Annotated in this window: 12 protein-coding genes and 1 tRNA gene; 10 read left to right on the forward strand and 3 right to left on the reverse strand. The window is 62.0% G+C overall.

All coding sequences use genetic code 11. The features are described from left to right. Positions 1 to 108: 108 nt before the first annotated feature. Entirely contained in the window at positions 109 to 372 is a 264-nt protein-coding gene (locus I7X09_RS18875) for a hypothetical protein (protein WP_124570062.1), read from the reverse strand. Positions 373 to 902: 530 nt separating this feature from the next. On the opposite strand from I7X09_RS18875, the gene I7X09_RS18880 reads away from it, so the two are divergent. Further along, entirely contained in the window at positions 903 to 1,322 is a 420-nt protein-coding gene (locus tag I7X09_RS18880; RefSeq protein WP_200313275.1) for an SMI1/KNR4 family protein, read from the forward strand. A 302-nt stretch (positions 1,323 to 1,624) separates the two neighbouring features. Here I7X09_RS18880 and I7X09_RS18885 read toward each other — a convergent pair. Beyond that, positions 1,625 to 1,697, reverse strand: a tRNA-Arg gene (locus I7X09_RS18885). A 97-nt stretch (positions 1,698 to 1,794) separates the two neighbouring features. On the opposite strand from I7X09_RS18885, the gene I7X09_RS18890 reads away from it, so the two are divergent. Further along, positions 1,795 to 3,945 carry a cytochrome c oxidase assembly protein gene (locus tag I7X09_RS18890; protein ID WP_200313276.1) on the forward strand — a complete coding sequence of 717 codons (2,151 nt, stop codon included), beginning with the start codon at positions 1,795 to 1,797 and terminating at the stop codon, positions 3,943 to 3,945. A 181-nt stretch (positions 3,946 to 4,126) separates the two neighbouring features. Then, on the forward strand, positions 4,127 to 4,540 hold the full coding sequence (ssb, locus tag I7X09_RS18895) for a single-stranded DNA-binding protein (protein WP_007733347.1): 414 nt from the start codon (positions 4,127 to 4,129) through the stop codon (positions 4,538 to 4,540). A 4-nt stretch (positions 4,541 to 4,544) separates the two neighbouring features. Here the strand turns inward: ssb and I7X09_RS18900 are convergent, their stop codons facing one another. After that, positions 4,545 to 5,003 (reverse strand): MarR family winged helix-turn-helix transcriptional regulator, encoded by a 459-nt coding sequence (locus tag I7X09_RS18900; protein ID WP_095973080.1) that lies wholly within the window; start codon positions 5,001 to 5,003, stop codon positions 4,545 to 4,547. A 105-nt stretch (positions 5,004 to 5,108) separates the two neighbouring features. Here I7X09_RS18900 and I7X09_RS18905 point away from each other — a divergent pair, with 105 nt between their 5' ends. The 7 genes from I7X09_RS18905 to I7X09_RS18935 all read left to right on the forward strand — a co-directional run bounded on the left by I7X09_RS18905 (position 5,109) and on the right by I7X09_RS18935 (position 16,511). Next, positions 5,109 to 6,926 carry an ABC transporter ATP-binding protein gene (locus I7X09_RS18905; RefSeq protein ID WP_200317923.1) on the forward strand — a complete coding sequence of 606 codons (1,818 nt, stop codon included), beginning with the start codon at positions 5,109 to 5,111 and terminating at the stop codon, positions 6,924 to 6,926. A gap of 94 nt (positions 6,927 to 7,020) precedes the next feature. Next, complete coding sequence (locus tag I7X09_RS18910; protein ID WP_200313277.1) at positions 7,021 to 8,199, forward strand: acyl-CoA dehydrogenase family protein; 1,179 nt, start codon at positions 7,021 to 7,023, stop codon at positions 8,197 to 8,199. 166 nt (positions 8,200 to 8,365) lie between these two features. Then, on the forward strand, positions 8,366 to 10,045 hold the full coding sequence (ettA, locus tag I7X09_RS18915) for an energy-dependent translational throttle protein EttA (RefSeq protein ID WP_007730925.1): 1,680 nt from the start codon (positions 8,366 to 8,368) through the stop codon (positions 10,043 to 10,045). A gap of 4 nt (positions 10,046 to 10,049) precedes the next feature. Beyond that, on the forward strand, positions 10,050 to 10,469 hold the full coding sequence (locus tag I7X09_RS18920) for an acyl-CoA thioesterase (protein ID WP_003944475.1): 420 nt from the start codon (positions 10,050 to 10,052) through the stop codon (positions 10,467 to 10,469). 99 nt (positions 10,470 to 10,568) lie between these two features. Further along, complete coding sequence (locus I7X09_RS18925) at positions 10,569 to 15,416, forward strand: NAD-glutamate dehydrogenase (protein ID WP_200313278.1); 4,848 nt, start codon at positions 10,569 to 10,571, stop codon at positions 15,414 to 15,416. A gap of 41 nt (positions 15,417 to 15,457) precedes the next feature. Continuing rightward, positions 15,458 to 15,832 carry an acyl-CoA thioesterase gene (locus I7X09_RS18930; protein ID WP_042450296.1) on the forward strand — a complete coding sequence of 125 codons (375 nt, stop codon included), beginning with the start codon at positions 15,458 to 15,460 and terminating at the stop codon, positions 15,830 to 15,832. Further along, entirely contained in the window at positions 15,825 to 16,511 is a 687-nt protein-coding gene (locus I7X09_RS18935) for a hypothetical protein (RefSeq protein ID WP_200313279.1), read from the forward strand. The genes I7X09_RS18930 and I7X09_RS18935 overlap by 8 nt, the downstream gene beginning before the upstream one ends. Positions 16,512 to 16,566: the final 55 nt, after the last annotated feature.

Genomic DNA, 16,566 nt, shown 5'->3' on the forward strand with positions numbered 1-16,566 from the left:
CTTTTTCAGGGCTTACTCTCATTCGGCGTTGGCAGCAGCTTGATCACGCGTGTGCCGTATGCAGCACAAGAATGCCGCCAGCCTCACCCGAGATAAGGGAGACGCGCCCTAGTCAAGTTTCGCTGGCGGATAGTCCCCGTAGACGCCTTCGTCGCGGCAGGCTAAGTACTGCTGATGCTGCAGATTCGTGCGCTCGTCGAGGCCTTTGTAGTAGTCGGTCTTCACCTTGCGCATGTCGGCGCGGTACTCGCGAATGAACTTGAAGCCTTCGTGCGTCATCGGGATAACGAACGCCGCGATTACAACCCACAGCAGGATCCACAGCAATGTCTGCCAGTAGTTCGTAATGAAGACAATCAGCAAGAATGCCACGATGAATCCGACGAGGGCGTCCGTTATTTCGAGATGTATTCCGCGAAAAGTTCTTTATCTGATCGTGCATCGCAATCGTACGCGTGAGTACGGCGACCGTCATCGGTCGTGCGTTTCATGATTCGCATCGATGCGTCAGTTCGCTCTTCCAAGCTTGAACCCTTGTCGCTAATAGTCTTTTGGTCCGCTTGAGTCTCCAGATATCCGGGCGTCAGTTCGGCGAAACCCGCACACTGAGTTGCCCTCACTTCCTCGGCGGTGGGACCCGCGGGCTCGCTACTGCATCCGCTGATGAGTAGCGCCGCTCCGATAGCCGCGACTGCGGCGAACGGCATTTTCATGCCGGAATAGAACCAGACGGACCGGTCGTAACTGACATTTGATCTGCCTCAGTTGGTAGTAGTCTTCGGCTCCAGCGGCTTCCTGTTCGGCGACCCATGCGGGTGCGACACTCTTGCGACACTCTTGCGCCCGACGCACCGGCGTCCGAGTTCGAAGCTAGTGTCCCGCGCCGGTAGTAAGTTTCCGATATGGCTCTCGGAAACGGGTTGGTCGCTCGGATCGAGCGGACCGTGGACTTCTACGGTCCCGGCCGTCCGATTCCGGCAGACGAGCTTCACGCGCGATTGCATGCGCTCGACATCGTCCCGGACAAAGACTTCACCGAGTTCGTGGGACGTTGGGGTGGATGCTTCGCGGGCGTGTCAGTGCACGCATGGGACAACGCCGAGCTTATCGGTCGTGAGACATGCATCGAGCTGACCATTGAGGCGCGTGACGCATACGGTGCCCTCATCGACGGGGTGGTGTTCGCTGACGACGGGTCGGGGAATCCGATCTGGATCGCTGCGGACGGAAGCGTGTGCTTGGTCGACCATGACAACGGGAACACAGTTGTCCGACTGGCGGCCAGTTTCCGCACGCTGTTGGAGGAGAACGTCGACGACTGACTCGCGCGACTAACCCTTCCTCGGGGGTCGGATCTTCTCGGCTTACTTGGTCCAGATGAACGGCTTCGGGCTCTCATTCCATCCCTTGACCCCTGCCGTTGTTCGGCAAGATTGTCGACGATGAGTCGGAATTCGGCGCCTAGCTTGCGTCGAGAGACGTACATGCTCACCTGCGAACCGCTCAACACTTACTCAACACTTTGGTCGGGATTGCGCGGGATAACGCAGGATTATTGCATTGGTCGTATCTGCGTACATGCTGGCCTAGAAGGTATTGAGTCCTGCGTAAACGGTACGAAAAGTGCCCCCGGCAGGATTCGAACCTGCGACCAAGAGATTAGAAGGCTCTTGCTCTATCCCCTGAGCTACGGAGGCGCGTGGAACATCATACTCGAGGGTTCGGGATGTGACGCGCACCGCCCAACTCCGACGCGTTGTCGTAGTCGGTTCGCGAAGGTCCTACCCTTGAGGTATGGCTACACCCGACCTCGCGCCGACAGATTCCCCACCGGAGTCCACTCCGCACAGCGGTGCACCCGCTTCTTCGACCGCCATATTCGTGGTCAGTGGACTCATCGCAGGGCTCACCGCAGCCATCGTGGTGGGATTCTCCGCGTCGCAGGCACTGACTCTTCTGGGTATCCCTGATCCAGGTCCGATCACTACGTACGGCCTGCCCGCGATGCGCGCACTGGGGGAGATCGCCGCGGTCATCGCGATCGGGTCACTGCTGTTGGCCGCTTTCTTCGTGCCACCTCAGAAGTCGGGCGTCCTCGACGTCGACGGCTATCGAGCAGTCCGAACCGCATCGCATGCCGCGATCGTGTGGGCGATCTGTTCGTTCATGATGGTGCCTCTGACGCTCTCCGACACCTCGGGTCAGCCGTTTGCCGAAGCGATCAAACCGGCAAACCTCTGGTCGGGACTCGATCAGGTGGAGATCGCCGGCGCCTGGCGCTGGACGGCCATCATCGCGGTTGTTCTGGCGATCCTGGCCCGGTTGACACTGCGCTGGTGGTGGACTCCGCTCCTGCTGCTGGTCGGTCTACTCGGACTGATGCCGCTCGCTCTCACCGGTCACTCGTCTTCGGGCGGCTCGCATGACATCGCTACCAACAGCCTGATCCTGCACCTTGTGGCGGCTTCGCTCTGGGCGGGCGGCTTGTTCGCGCTACTGGCCCACGCGCGGCGCGGCGGCGATTACACCGACGTAGCGGCTCGACGCTTTTCGACGGTCGCATCCATCTGCTTCGTCGTCATGGGATTCAGCGGTGTCATCAATGCGATTGTCCGTCTACCTCTCGACGACGTGTTCACCACGACCTACGGACGATTGATCGTCGCCAAAACAGTTGCACTGATCATCCTCGGGTTCTTCGGTTGGGCTCAGCGGAGTCGGGCGCTGCCGGCGTTGGCGGAGAACCCCAAGAGTCGCTCCGCGCTGATTCGTTTTGCCGGCGCTGAAGGCATCGTGATGGCGGCGACCATCGGTCTCGCGATCGGCCTCGGTCGGACCCCACCGCCCCCGCCGCTGTCGATTCCCTCGATCCCCGAGGTCGAACTCGGTTACAACCTTCCGGACCCGCCGTCGTTCATGGCATTCGTGACGGACTGGCGATTCGACCTCATGTTCGGCACTGCCGCAATCGCTGCGGCGATTCTGTACGGAATCGGCCTGCGCAAACTGGCCAAGCGTGGGGATTCCTGGCCCGTCGGCCGAACCATCGCTTGGATGAGCGGTTGTGCGGTGCTCTTGATCGCCACGTCGTCCGGTGTAGGCAAGTACGCGCCGGCAGTCTTCAGCGTTCACATGGGCGCGCACATGGCGCTGTCGATGTTGGGCCCAGTCCTGCTGGTTCTGGGTGCGCCGATCACTTTGGCTCTGCGGGCCCTCGATCCAGCAGGCAAGGACGGCGTGCCAGGCATCCGCGAGTGGATTCTGACCGCCCTGCACAGCCCGTTCTCGCGTTTCATCACCCACCCGATCGTGGCGGCCGTTCTCTTTGTCGGCGGCTTCTACGCGCTCTATCTCGGCGGAATCTACGGCGCGACGGTCGACTCGCACAGCGCGCACTTGCTGATGAATCTGCACTTCATCCTGAGCGGCTATCTCTTCTACTGGGTGGCGATCGGAATCGACCCGTCACCACGTCAATTGCAGCCGGTGACCAAGCTGGCAATGGTCTTCGGTTCGCTTCCGTTCCACGCGTTCTTCGGTGTGGCCTTGATGAGCACCACCGCCGTCATGGGTGGCGCCTACTTCCGTTCGCTCGGCCTTGGCTGGAACAACGATCTGATCGGCGATCAGCAGTTGGGGGGCAGCATCGCCTGGGCGACCGGCGAGATCCCGCTCATGGTGGTCATGCTTGCGCTTCTGGTTCAGTGGTCGCGCAGTGACGGCAGAACGGCGCGCCGAACCGACCGTGCGGCTGAACGTGACCACGACGCCGACCTCGCCGCACACAACGCGATGTTCGCCGAATTGGCCAGGCGGGACCGCGAGGGGTGGAAACCCCGAGAGGCGGCTGACGCGGAGACTGCCGACGAGGACACTGCCGACGAGGACACTGCCGATGGGGCGCCGAGCGAGAAGAAATCCGACGAGTCCTCCACTAGCACTTAGCACCGACACTGCCCGGGCCGTTTGGCTCGGGCAGTGCTGTTTCTCCACAGCGGTCCCTCCGATGCACAGGTGGAAATCGAAATCCCGAGCCAGGCGTTTGCCGTTCCACAATCGAAACTGCCGACGCAATGATCGGCCCCGCGGCAGTTGGCGGGATCTGAAGTTCGAAGGGGGATCGGACATGTACGAAACGCATGCAACCGTTGTCGGAACCGTCATCACCAATCCGGTGAAGCGGCAGACCACCAATGGTGAAGAGGTGCTGAGCTTTCGGATGGCGAGCAATACTCGTCGCAAAGACGCGGTGACCGGAGAGTGGACTGACGGTGCGACCCTGTATCTCACGGTCAGTTGCTGGCGGCGGTTGGTCACCGGCGTCGGCGCATCCATCATGAAAGGTGATCCGGTCATGGTGGCGGGGGAGTTGCGCACCAACGAGTACACGACCAAAGAGGGTGTGCCTCGTTCCGATCTCGAGTTGCGGGCGACGGCAGTTGGCGCGGACCTTGCTCGTTGCATCTCGAAGATCGAGCGTCAGAGCAAGCCGACGTCGGCGGAGAATGTCGAGGACGCAGTCGACACCGTCGCTGCGTGAGAACTCAGATCGAGGGTGTCGGGCAGTCGCGGGGCCGAGAGTCGTGCCCCGCGTCCACTCGCTCGAGAAGTTCGGTGAGAGTTGCTCGCTCCGACTCGTCGAGGTCGTCGAACACATCCGAGGATTCGCGTCTTTGAGCTTTCGCGACGTCGGCGGCCAGCGCAGCGCCGGCGTCGGTGAGCTCGAGTAATACAGCGCGGCGATCGTTCGGATCGGGAGTGCGGCGTACCCATCCGGCATCTTCGAGGGAATCCACGACGTCGGTTGCCGACCGCGGAACGATGCGCAATCGCTCGGCAAGAAACCCGAGTCGAACCGGTTCGCCTACTCGGGTCAGCACTCGCAGTGCTCGGCTTTGCGACGGCGAGAGGCCGAATGGTTCCAGCGCTGCCACCTGGCGTCGGCGGATGAGCCGTGCCACGGACATCACGACATCGGTGAGTTCGCGCTCTCGGGAATGCATGGCGTCAGTCTAGCGTTGTTGGTGTCAGCCTCATAGTGAGGTAACCTCATTAATATGAAATTAGGGTGAGAAAGCCTCCAGGAGGTAAACGTGAAACCAGATCACATGCGAAACATCGAACGATCCGCTGTCGAGATCACTCCGGCGGAATCCGTACCGGCAAAGCGCGTACTCGGGCTGTTCGCGCCGTATCGAACTCAGATCGCCATCGTCACTGCGGTCATCACACTCAGCGCGATCGTCGCGTTGGGCAGTCCGCTGCTCCTGCGCGAAATGCTCGACAAGGCGATCCCGGACAAGAACCTCGGACTCGTCAGCGTTCTGGCCATCGGCATGATCGCCATCGCCGTGATCACGAGTTGTCTCGGCGTGGCGCAGACCTGGATGTCCAACAGCATCGGCCAAAAGCTGATGCACCAACTGCGCGTGCGGGTCTACTCGCACCTGCAGAATCAGTCGCTCGGATTCTTCGCTCGAACCCGAACCGGAGAAGTTCAGTCGCGCATTGCCAATGACATCGGCGGTATGCAGTCGGTGGTCACCAACACGGCAACGTCCATCGCGCAGAATGCAACGACCGTGGCGGCCACCATTGTTGCTCTGTTCCTTCTGGATTGGCGACTCGCCATCTTTTCGCTGGCGATCTTGCCGGTGTTCATCCGAATCGCACGCAAGATCGGTGACGAGCGCCGCAAGATCTCGGGCAAGCGGCAGAAGTTGCTCAGTGATCTGTCGGTCCAGGTGGAGGAATCTCTCTCCGTCAGTGGCATTCTCCTCGGAAAGACGACCGGCGCGAAGTCGGCTCTGACGGATCGATTCACCGAGCGTTCAGCGGAAGTCGCGGACGTCGAACTCCGGGCCATGATGGCCGGCAAGTGGCGCATGGCGACCATGTCGATCACTTTCGCGGCCATGCCCGCACTGGTCTACTGGTTTGCCGGTTTCACTCTCGATCACGGAAACACCATCACCGTCGGTACTCTCGTCGCATTCACCACACTGCAAACACAATTGTTCCGACCCACCATGATGCTGCTCAACACGGGCGTCGAGGTGCAGAGTTCGATGGCACTGTTCAGTCGCGTGTTCGAGTACCTGGATCTGCCGATCGACATTGCCGATCCGGAAGAGTCGAAGAGCTTCGATCGCACCACGATGTCCGGCGAACTTCGGTTCGACCACGTCGACTTCTCGTATCCAGGAACCGACAGCAAGACTCTCGACAACATCGACCTCACGGTCCCAGCCGGCGGAACCTTGGCGCTGGTCGGCTCCACCGGTTCAGGCAAGACCACTCTGGGATACTTGTCCGCACGTCTGTACGACCCGACTGCGGGATCGGTGAGAATCGACGACGTCGATCTGCGGGACCTCGATCTGGCGACGGTCTCCGATCTGGTGGGTGTGGTCTCACAGGAGACGTATCTCTTCCACACGACCATTCGTGAGAACCTTCGGTTCGCGAAACCTGACGCCACGGACGCAGAGATCGAGCAGGCGGCGCGCATTGCGCAGATCCACGAGTTCATTTCCGGTCTCGACGACGGGTACGACACCATGGTCGGCGAGCGCGGCTACCGATTCTCCGGCGGTGAGAAGCAGCGCATCGCGATCGCGCGCACAGTCCTGCGGAATCCACCGGTCCTCGTCCTCGACGAGGCGACGAGCGCCTTGGACAATCGCACCGAACGTGCGTTGCAGGACGCGCTCGACGAGCTGATGGTCGGGCGCACCACTCTTGTTGTAGCGCACAGGCTTTCCACGGTTCGAAATGCGGACCTCATTGCGGTGCTCGACCGGGGCGTGGTTGTGGAAAAGGGCACCCACGACGAACTTGTGCAACAAGGTGGGCGGTACGCACAGCTGCTCGCGGCTTCCGGTAGTGACGCGGTCGACCTCCCGTCGGAACTACAGACCGTCTGAGTGCAAGAAACATCGACCATTCACTTCCGCAAATTTCTAGAACGTGTTCTACTTTAATGGTAGTTGGGCGACTATCAGTGGAGGCGGGAAGATCATGGGTCAGGTTCTGGACAACATCTCACAGTTCGCCGACGAGATCCGCGCCGACGGAGTCGAGGGCGACAAGCTGATGCGCTTGACGGACGGCAGCGCGAAGCGACTGCGCGACGCGGGCGTCATCCGGATGTTGCAGCCGAAGGAATTCGGAGGCCTCGAGGCGCATCCGCGTGAATTCGCCGAGACGGCAATGGCTATCGGCGCGATGGACGGTGCCACGGGTTGGGTCAGCGGCATCGTCGGTGTGCATCCGTGGGAGCTTGCGTTCTTCGACCGCAAGGCTCAGGAAGAGGTGTGGGGAACCGATCCTGATACGTGGATGGCGTCGCCGTATGCGCCGATGGGCGTTGCGAGGCCGGTCGAGGGTGGGTACATCCTCAACGGCCGCTGGTCGTTCTCCTCGGGTACCGATCACTGTGACTGGATCATGATCGGCGCGATGGTCGGTGACGAATCCGGTAAACCGTTGATGCCGCCGAAGATTCTGCATGTACTGCTGCCGCGCTCCGATTACGACATCGACCAGGACAGCTGGAATGTCGTGGGCCTGCGCGGTACGGGGTCGAAGGACCTGATCGTCAAGGACGCATTCCTGCCCACCTACCGCACGATCGACGCCGGAAAGGTGTTCGACGGGACGGCGTGGAAGGAAGCGGGCCGTACGGAGACGTTGTACAAGTTCCCGTTCTCGTGCATTTTCCCGTTGGGGATCACTTCGTCGTTGATCGGTATCGCGGAGGGTGCGTTGGCGTGCAACATGGCTGCGCAGCGTGAGCGTGTGACGGTCAGTGGTGTTCCGATCAAGGAAGATCCGTACGTGCTGTTCGCGATCGGTGAGGCGGCGGCCGAGATCGCTGCTTCTCGGGCTGCGATCTTGGAGACGGTGGATCGTTTCTGGGACATGACCGAGAAGGGGCAGGAAGTCTCGTTCGAGCTTCGTGCGATCGGTCGGCGTACGCAGACTGCTGCGGCGTGGCGGGCGGTGCGGGCGGTGGATGAGATCTTTGCTCGTTCCGGTGGTGGCGCGTTGCAGTTGAACACGCCGATGCAGCGGTTCTGGCGTGATGCGCATGCCGGTTTGGCGCATGCGATTCACGTGCCTGGTTCGATTTTCCATTCGTCGACGCTCTCGCAGCTCGGTGGCGAGCCGAAGGGCATCCACCGGGCAATGATCTGAGCCGTCCTGGGGACACCCGGAGGTGTCCCCATCGCGGTTTTCGTGGGGGGCGAGAAGCATGTCGGTGAATCTGGTCGGTGACCTCGGACTGTCCGCAGAACCCGCATCGGAGTGACGGCCAACGCGCAATGTGGGTTATAGGACAAACACCGATAGGCTGGCGGTCATGGCTGAGTTCATTTACACGATGAAGAAGGTGCGCAAGGCGCACGGTGACAAGGTCATCCTCGATGACGTCACGATGAGCTTTTACCCCGGCGCGAAGATCGGTGTCGTCGGACCGAACGGCGCTGGTAAATCCAGCATCCTCAAGATCATGGCCGGACTGGACCAGCCGGGCAACGGCGAGGCATTCCTGGCTCCGGGCGCGACCGTCGGCATCCTCATGCAGGAGCCGGAGCTCGACGAGACCAAGACAGTTCGCGAGAACGTCGAGGACGGCCTCGGAGAGACGATGGTCCAGCTCAAGCGGTACAACGAGATCGCCGAGCTGATGGCCACGGATTACTCCGACGAGCTCATGGAAGAGATGGGCGAACTGCAGGAGAAGCTCGACCACGCTGACGCGTGGGAGATCGACTCGCAGCTCGAGCAGGCTATGGACGCCCTGCGCTGCCCCCCGCCGGAAGAGATGGTCACCCACCTTTCCGGTGGTGAGAAGCGACGCGTTGCGCTCTGCAAGCTGCTGCTGAGCAAGCCCGACCTCCTGCTCCTCGACGAGCCCACCAACCACCTCGACGCCGAATCTGTCCTGTGGCTCGAGCAGCACCTCGCTGCTTACCCCGGCGCAATCCTCGCCGTGACCCACGATCGTTACTTCCTCGATCACGTCGCGCAGTGGATCTGTGAAGTCGACCGCGGACGCCTGTACCCGTACGAGGGCAACTACTCCACCTACCTGGAGCAGAAGGCTGCACGCCTCGAGGTTGCCGGCAAGAAAGATCAGAAGCTGCAGAAGCGCCTCAAGGACGAGCTCGCCTGGGTACGTTCCGGCGCCAAGGCTCGCCAGGCCAAGAACAAGGCTCGTCTCGATCGCTACGAGGAAATGGCGAACGAGGCCGAGAAGACCCGCAAGCTCGACTTCGACGAGATCCAGATCCCGGCACCGCCGCGCCTGGGTGACGTGGTCGTGGAGGTCTCCAACCTCGACAAGGGCTTCGACGGCCGCGTGTTGATCAAGGATCTCTCGTTCACGTTGCCGCGCAACGGAATTGTCGGCGTCATCGGCCCCAACGGTGTCGGTAAGACGACGCTGTTCAAGACCATCGTGGGTCTCGAGGAGCCTGACGCCGGTGAGGTCAAGATCGGTCAGACGGTCAAGCTGAGCTACGTCGACCAGAACCGTTCCGGCATCGACCCCAAGAAGACGGTCTGGGAGACCGTGTCCGACGGGCTCGATTTCATCGTCGTCGGCCAGACCGAGTTCCCGTCGCGTGCGTACATCAGCTCGTTCGGTTTCAAGGGCCACGATCAGCAGAAGCCGGCCGGCGTTCTCTCCGGTGGTGAGCGCAACCGCCTGAACCTGGCGATGACGCTCAAGCAGGGCGGCAATCTGATCCTGCTCGATGAGCCGACCAACGACCTGGACGTCGAAACCCTCGGCTCGCTGGAGAACGCTCTCGAAGAGTTCCCCGGTTGCGCCGTCGTGATCTCGCACGATCGCTGGTTCCTGGACCGCACGTGTACTCACATCCTCGCGTGGGAAGGTGGCTTCGGTGACAACGAGGCTGCTTGGTACTGGTACGAAGGCAACTTCGAGGGCTACGAGGCGAACAAGGTCGAGCGACTCGGCCCCGACGCCGCGCGCCCGCACCGTGTGACGCACCGCAAGCTCACCAGGGACTGATCCGGTGTCCGACGTATACACAGCGCAGATCCAGGTCCGGTGGGGCGATTCCGACCGGTTGGGTCATGTCAACAACACGCGTTACGTCGAGTACATGCAGGAAGCTCGCATCCAGTTCCTGGAAGCGAAACTGGCGCCGCTCGGCGGCCGGCCGGGGTACCTCGTGGTTCGAAAGATGACCGTCGAGTTCCTCAAGCCGGTCACCGACCGGTCCGGTCCGTTGAACGTGGAGATCTTCACGACTCACGTCGGGACTTCCTCGTTCACGGTTCGGCACGTCATCCGTGACAACGCGGGTGTCGAATGCGCATTCGGTGACGCGTTGATGGTCGGATTCGACACGGTGTCCGAGAAGTCCAGACCGCTGGCGGACAGCGAACGCGCGGTGCTCGAAGCATCGCTTGTTCAGATGACGACATCGTAGATTTCGTTTCTCAGTTCACCCTAGGTACTGGTTGCCGCGGCTAGTCTCGAGTCAGAGATTGGTCGCGGCGATCAGAACCCACAAGGATGTGAGCCAGGAATGACAGACCGTGTACGGCAGCAGGGCACAGGCCTCGACGAAGCGACGTTGTTGACGCGTCTTCGCGAGGCCTTTTTCACGCACATCGACGAGGGTGACAGCGACGACGTCATCAACGGTCGGTCGGATCGAGTCCTGCTCGCGCATCTTGCGCTCGGGAGGCGGCGGACGCCGGGCACGGCCGTATGGCGTGTGTACCGCCCGTCAGGATCCGAGAGTCTCGGCGCTGCCGTCCAGATCGTCACCGACGACATGTCGTTGCTCGTCGAGTCCGTTACCGCGATGCTCAACCGACAAGGTGTGGGAATCAGTCAATTCGCCCATCCGATTCTGACGGTTGATCGCGACGACTCCGGCAATCTGATGTCCTTGGGCGACAGCGGTATCCAAGAATCCTGGATGCATGTCCAATTGGACTCCGAAGTCGAGGATTCCGCTCTCGACGCGATCGAGGCACACCTCGGCAAAGTGCTCGCGGACGTCCGTCAGGTGGTTGGTGACACCCCGGACATGAAGGCACTGCAACTGCGCATTGCCGACGAGTTGGCGAGTGCCGCAGAAACTGCCTCCGGGAGGATCACCCCCGAAGAATTCTCCGACACCGCTCGACTGCTGCGGTGGATGGCGGACGGAAACTACGCCGTACTCGGATACCGGCGATTCGAGGGCACGAAGGACGGCTCACGCACGGTCGCCGGCAGTGGGCTCGGCGTGCTGCGTTCCGACGCGGTCACCGAGGGCCCGATGAGCTTGCCTCCCGTTGCGGACCTCCCGGATCGACCCCTTCTGGTCCTGACGCAGGGATCGTTCCCCGCCACGGTGCACCGCGCTGTCTACCCGTACTTCGTGGGTGTGTCGATCCTCGACGACGAGGGAAACATCGTGGGGGAGCACAGGTTCCTGGGTGTGTTCACCGTGGTCGCTCTCCACGAGAACGTCCTCGCGATTCCTCTGATCGAGCGACGCGTACGCGAAGTCATCGCGCGTGCCGGTGTCGACCTGCATTCGTACTCCGGTCAGGCGATGCTCGAGGTCATCCAGTCGTTCCCGCGCACCGAGTTGTTCTCGAGCGATGCCGAGACCCTGTTCGAGACCGTGCACGCCGTGCACAGCATCGGGCTTCGCCGCCAGGTGCGACTCTTCGTCCGTGAGGACACGTTCGGCCGCTTCGTGTCCTGCCTGGTGTATCTGCCTCGCGACCGGTACACGACGCGAGTTCGACTCGCGATGCAGCATCTACTCTGGCGTGAGTTCGGTCCGGGCACAGTCGATTACACCGCCAGAGTCACCGAGAACGACCTCGCGTTGCTGCACGTGACCATCCGGCGCGATCCGGACAGCGAACCGGTTCGTCTGGATGTTTCCGAGGCCAATCGCGAGCGCGTTCAGGCACTGCTGACCGAAGCCAGTCGTAGCTGGGACGACCGCATCACCGATCTTGTTCGCGAAAGCCCGGGTGTGGATCCGGAACTGGTGCAGCGGTATTCGCGGGTGCTGCCGGACGGATACAAAGAAGACTTCGAACCTTCGCGTGCGCTCGCCGACATCGCCAGGCTCGAGGCGTTGGCACCGGGTGCGATCGACGTTCTGCTCTATCGCGCTGTGGACTCCGCGCCCGGTGCCTGGCGCTTCACGCTCTTCGTCGGCGGCGACGGTATCTCGTTGAGTCAGGTGCTGCCGGTGCTGCAGTCACTCGGCGTCGAAGTTCTCGACGAGCGGCCGCACGTCGTGCAGCGCCTCGACGGCGTTCAGTGCTGGATCTACGATTTCGGACTGTCGGTGCCGGCCGATCTTCGGGCGTCGGTGGAGGTCGATCTCGATGCGCAGGTGCCACTCGAGACCAGTACCGCCCCGCTGACCGAGGTTCAGAAGCGATTCACTGCTGCATTCGGTGCAGTCTGGTTCGGCCGGGCAGAAGCTGACCGATTCAACGAGTTGGTGCTGCGGGCCGGAATGTCCTGGCGGCAGGCCGTCGTGCTGCGTGCTTACGCAAAGTATCTGCGCCAGGCCACATTTCCGTACAGTCAGTTCCACATCGAAGGAATCGCGCTTACGCACCCGCAGACCGCGTTTGCATTGGTGCAGTTGTTCGAGGCGATGTTCGACCCCGAGAAGCAGGACGACATCCGCGTCGCCGAATTGGACGAGCAGTTGAGTGCGTCCATCGACGAGGTACTCAGCTTGGATGCCGATCGCATCCTGCGCGGAATGTTCTCCTTGGTGAAGGCGACCTTGCGCACCAATTTCTACGTCGTCGACGCCGATGACCGCTCTCGCGACTACCTGTCGGTCAAGCTCGATCCGTCACGGATCAGCGAGTTGCCAAAGCCGCGGCCGGCTTTCGAGATCTACGTGTACTCACCCGAGGTCGAAGGTGTCCACCTGCGATTCGGTGCGGTCGCGCGCGGTGGGCTCCGCTGGTCCGACCGGCGCGAGGATTTCCGCACCGAGGTGCTCGGCTTGGTGAAGGCTCAGGCCGTCAAGAACGCGGTGATCGTCCCGGTGGGGGCCAAAGGTGGCTTCGTCGTGAAGAATCCGCCTCTGCCGACGGGTGATCCCGTCGCTGATCGAACGGCGACGCTGGAAACGGGTAAGGCCTGCTACACCACGTTCATCTCCGGATTGCTCGACATCACCGACAATGTGCACGCTGCCACCGGAGAAGTTGTGACGCCGGATCGAGTGGTACGCAAGGACGATCAGGATCGCTATCTGGTGGTTGCCGCGGACAAGGGCACGGCGACGTTCTCCGATCTCGCGAATTCGGTTGCCGCCAAGTACGATTTCTGGCTCGGCGACGCGTTTGCCTCCGGTGGTTCCGTGGGATACGACCACAAGGGCATGGGTATCACCGCCCGGGGTGCCTGGGAAAGCGTCAAGCGGCACTTCCGCGAACTTGGTGTCGACACGCAGACCGAGGATTTCACGACGGTAGGCGTCGGCGACATGAGCGGAGACGTGTTCGGCAACGGAATGCTCCTCAGTCGGCACATCCGATTGGTCGGCGCATTCGACCATCGACACATCTTCCTCGATCCGAACCCGGATGCAGCGAGTTCGTTCGTGGAGCGTCAACGACTGTTCGAGTTGCCACGGTCGTCGTGGGCCGACTACGACAAGAGCCTGATCAGCGAAGGTGGTGGCGTCTGGGATCGCACGGTCAAGTCGGTTCCGATCGCCGAAAGCGTCCGGATCGCACTGGGTCTGGCCGAGGGCGTCACGAAGCTGTCGCCGCCGGAATTGATGCAGGCGATTCTGTCGGCACCGGTGGATCTGCTGTGGAACGGCGGAATTGGTACATACGTCAAGGCGTCGACCGAGACCAACGCGCAGGTCGGAGACAAGAGCAACGACGCCGTGCGTGTCGACGGTCAAGACCTACGAGTCAAGGTGATCGGTGAGGGCGGCAATCTCGGCGTGACTGCTCTGGGACGAATCGAGTTCAGCGCCAACGGTGGTCACATCAACACCGACGCCATCGACAACTCGGCAGGCGTCGACTGCTCCGATCACGAAGTGAACATCAAGATTCTTCTCGATTCACTCGTGCGCTCGCAGTTGCTGCCGACGCAGGAACGGAATCCGTTGCTGGCGTCGATGACCGACGACGTGGCTGCGCTGGTGTTGGCGGACAACATCGCCCAGAACGCGCTGCTCGGAATCTCCCGCGTGACCGCACCGCAGATGCTCGGTGTTCACCGCCGTCAGTTGACGGATCTGACCAAGGCACGTGGCCTGGACCGCAAGCTGGAGGCGTTGCCGACCGACAAGGAGATCGAGCGTCGACTCGAGGTCGGTGTGGGTCTGACATCGCCGGAATTGGCGACGCTGACGGCGCACGTCAAGCTTTCACTCAAGGACGATCTGCTCGCAACCGAGTTGCCGGACAACGATTTCTTCGCCCAGCAGATCCCGCAGTACTTCCCGACCGCTGTTCGTGATCGGTTCGAAACGGAGATCAAAGCACACCCATTGCGGCGGCAGATCGTCGCGACGATGCTCGTGAACGAAGTGATCGACAACGGCGGAATCACGTACGCCTACCGCTTGGCCGAGGAGACCGGAGCGAGCAGTACCGACTCGATCCGTGCCTACGCCGCTGTGCGAGAGGTCTTTGCGCTCGACGAGGTGTGGTCGCGAATCCGCTCGGCCGGCGTCAGCGCAGAGATCGAAAACGAGCTGATCGTGGAGTCCTGCCGCCTGCTCGACCGCGCGTCGCGCTGGTTCCTGGCCAATCGACCCCAGCCGATCGCCGTCGGCGCCGAGGTAGCGCGCTATTCGGCGGCGTATCGGGCGACGGCGCCTCTGGTTCCCGGGCTGCTCGCCGGCCATCAGCTCGACGATCTGCTGGTGCGGGCCCAATCCGTGATCGATCGTGGGGCTCCGGAAGCGTTGGCACTGGACGTGTTCCGACTGCTCGACGTCTACTGCCTACTGGACATCGCGGATATCGCCGACATCGCAGATCACGACATCACCGAAGTCGCGGAGCTGTATTACGCCTTGGATGCGCATCTCGGAATCGACTGGTTGCTGAGCGCCGTTTCGGGACTCGAGCGCGGCGATCGCTGGCACTCGCTGGCGCGGCTCGCGTTGCGAGACGACCTCTACAGTTCGCTTCGGCAGCTGACGATGGAGGTTCTGGCCGGCGGCGAGCCTGGGGAGTCACCACAGGAGAAGATCGACGAATGGGAATCGACCAACGCCTCGCGGCTGAGCCGAGCGAGGGCAGCTCTCGTCGAGATCTTCGAGTCTGGGACGCTTGACCTCGCGACGCTCTCGGTGGCGGCGCGTCAGGTTCGCAGCATGGTGCGCAGCATGGGCACCCGATCGGAGGTAGGACGTTGAGCGAAGGATTCCACGCCGAAGTCGTGGTTCGGTGGTCCGACATGGATGCCTTCCAGCACATCAACCACGCACGGATGGTGACGTTGCTCGAAGAGGCGCGGATTCCTTGGTTGTTCGAAGACTCGCGCCCGACGGTCACCCTGCGTGACGGGGCTGTGATCGCCGATCTCCATGTGCGGTATCGCGGGCAACTGCGGCACGACGATTCACCCCTCGACGTCTTCATGTGGGTGGAAAAGGTTCGCGCGGTGGACTTCACGATCGCGTACGAGGTTCGTCCCCGCGGTGCGGATCTCAGTGTCCCGCCGTCCATCGTGGCATCGACTCAGATCGCGGCCTTCGATATCGACACTCAACGTCTGCGTCGCCTCAGCGGGCCCGAGCGCGAGTACCTGGAGAGCTGGCAACGTGCATGAACGTGTACTGACCGTGCCCGAGGAGGTCGAGCGAAAGAACTTGGCCGGCTTCATCGGTCACGCCTTGCGTTTGGACGAGTCCGCGGTCATCCGAATGCGTCGACGCGGCGATGCGCACCTGAGCGTCTGGGCGTCAACGGGTTTCGACGCTCTCGCTACGCGAACCGTGGCGGGCACCATCAACCCTGACGACACCTCGGCTGCCGGCGATCAGTTGCTCACGGCGGTGGAGCAGGCAACGGGTGAGCTGATCGATCCGGGGTTCGCCATGGATTCGGCGTGGCGCGGGGCGTTGCCGCCGATGGACGGCTTCGAGCACCTGGACGACGTACCCGCCCGGGTGCTGATCGAACTGGCGCAGCGGGGCAACGCCTTGGCGCTGGAGCACGGCAGTAGTCACGGTCCGCCGGCGTCGTTGCTCGATCAGGACGTGCTCGAGGTCAGTGGTCCATCAGGCACGGTCGGGATCTCGATGCGAGTTATTTTCGCCTTGACCGCAATGGGATTCGTTCCGCACGCCGGATCCGAAGCGATGACCGCCGACATCGATCTCGAGCAGATCGACGCGTCGGAACTGGTTCGGGTACGGGCGAGTAGATCGTGGGTGCGCCTGGATGCACGGTTCGGTTCGATCTACCGCCATCGCGGTGGTTCGATACCGCTGATGGTTGCACGGTAGGAGTTCAGGCGGCGGCCACCACCAGTGCGATGGGGCCGCCGCCTGACGACGTGCG

This window comes from Rhodococcus sp. P-2, from assembly GCF_016598535.1.
Classification (GTDB): domain Bacteria; phylum Actinomycetota; class Actinomycetes; order Mycobacteriales; family Mycobacteriaceae; genus Rhodococcus_F; species Rhodococcus_F baikonurensis.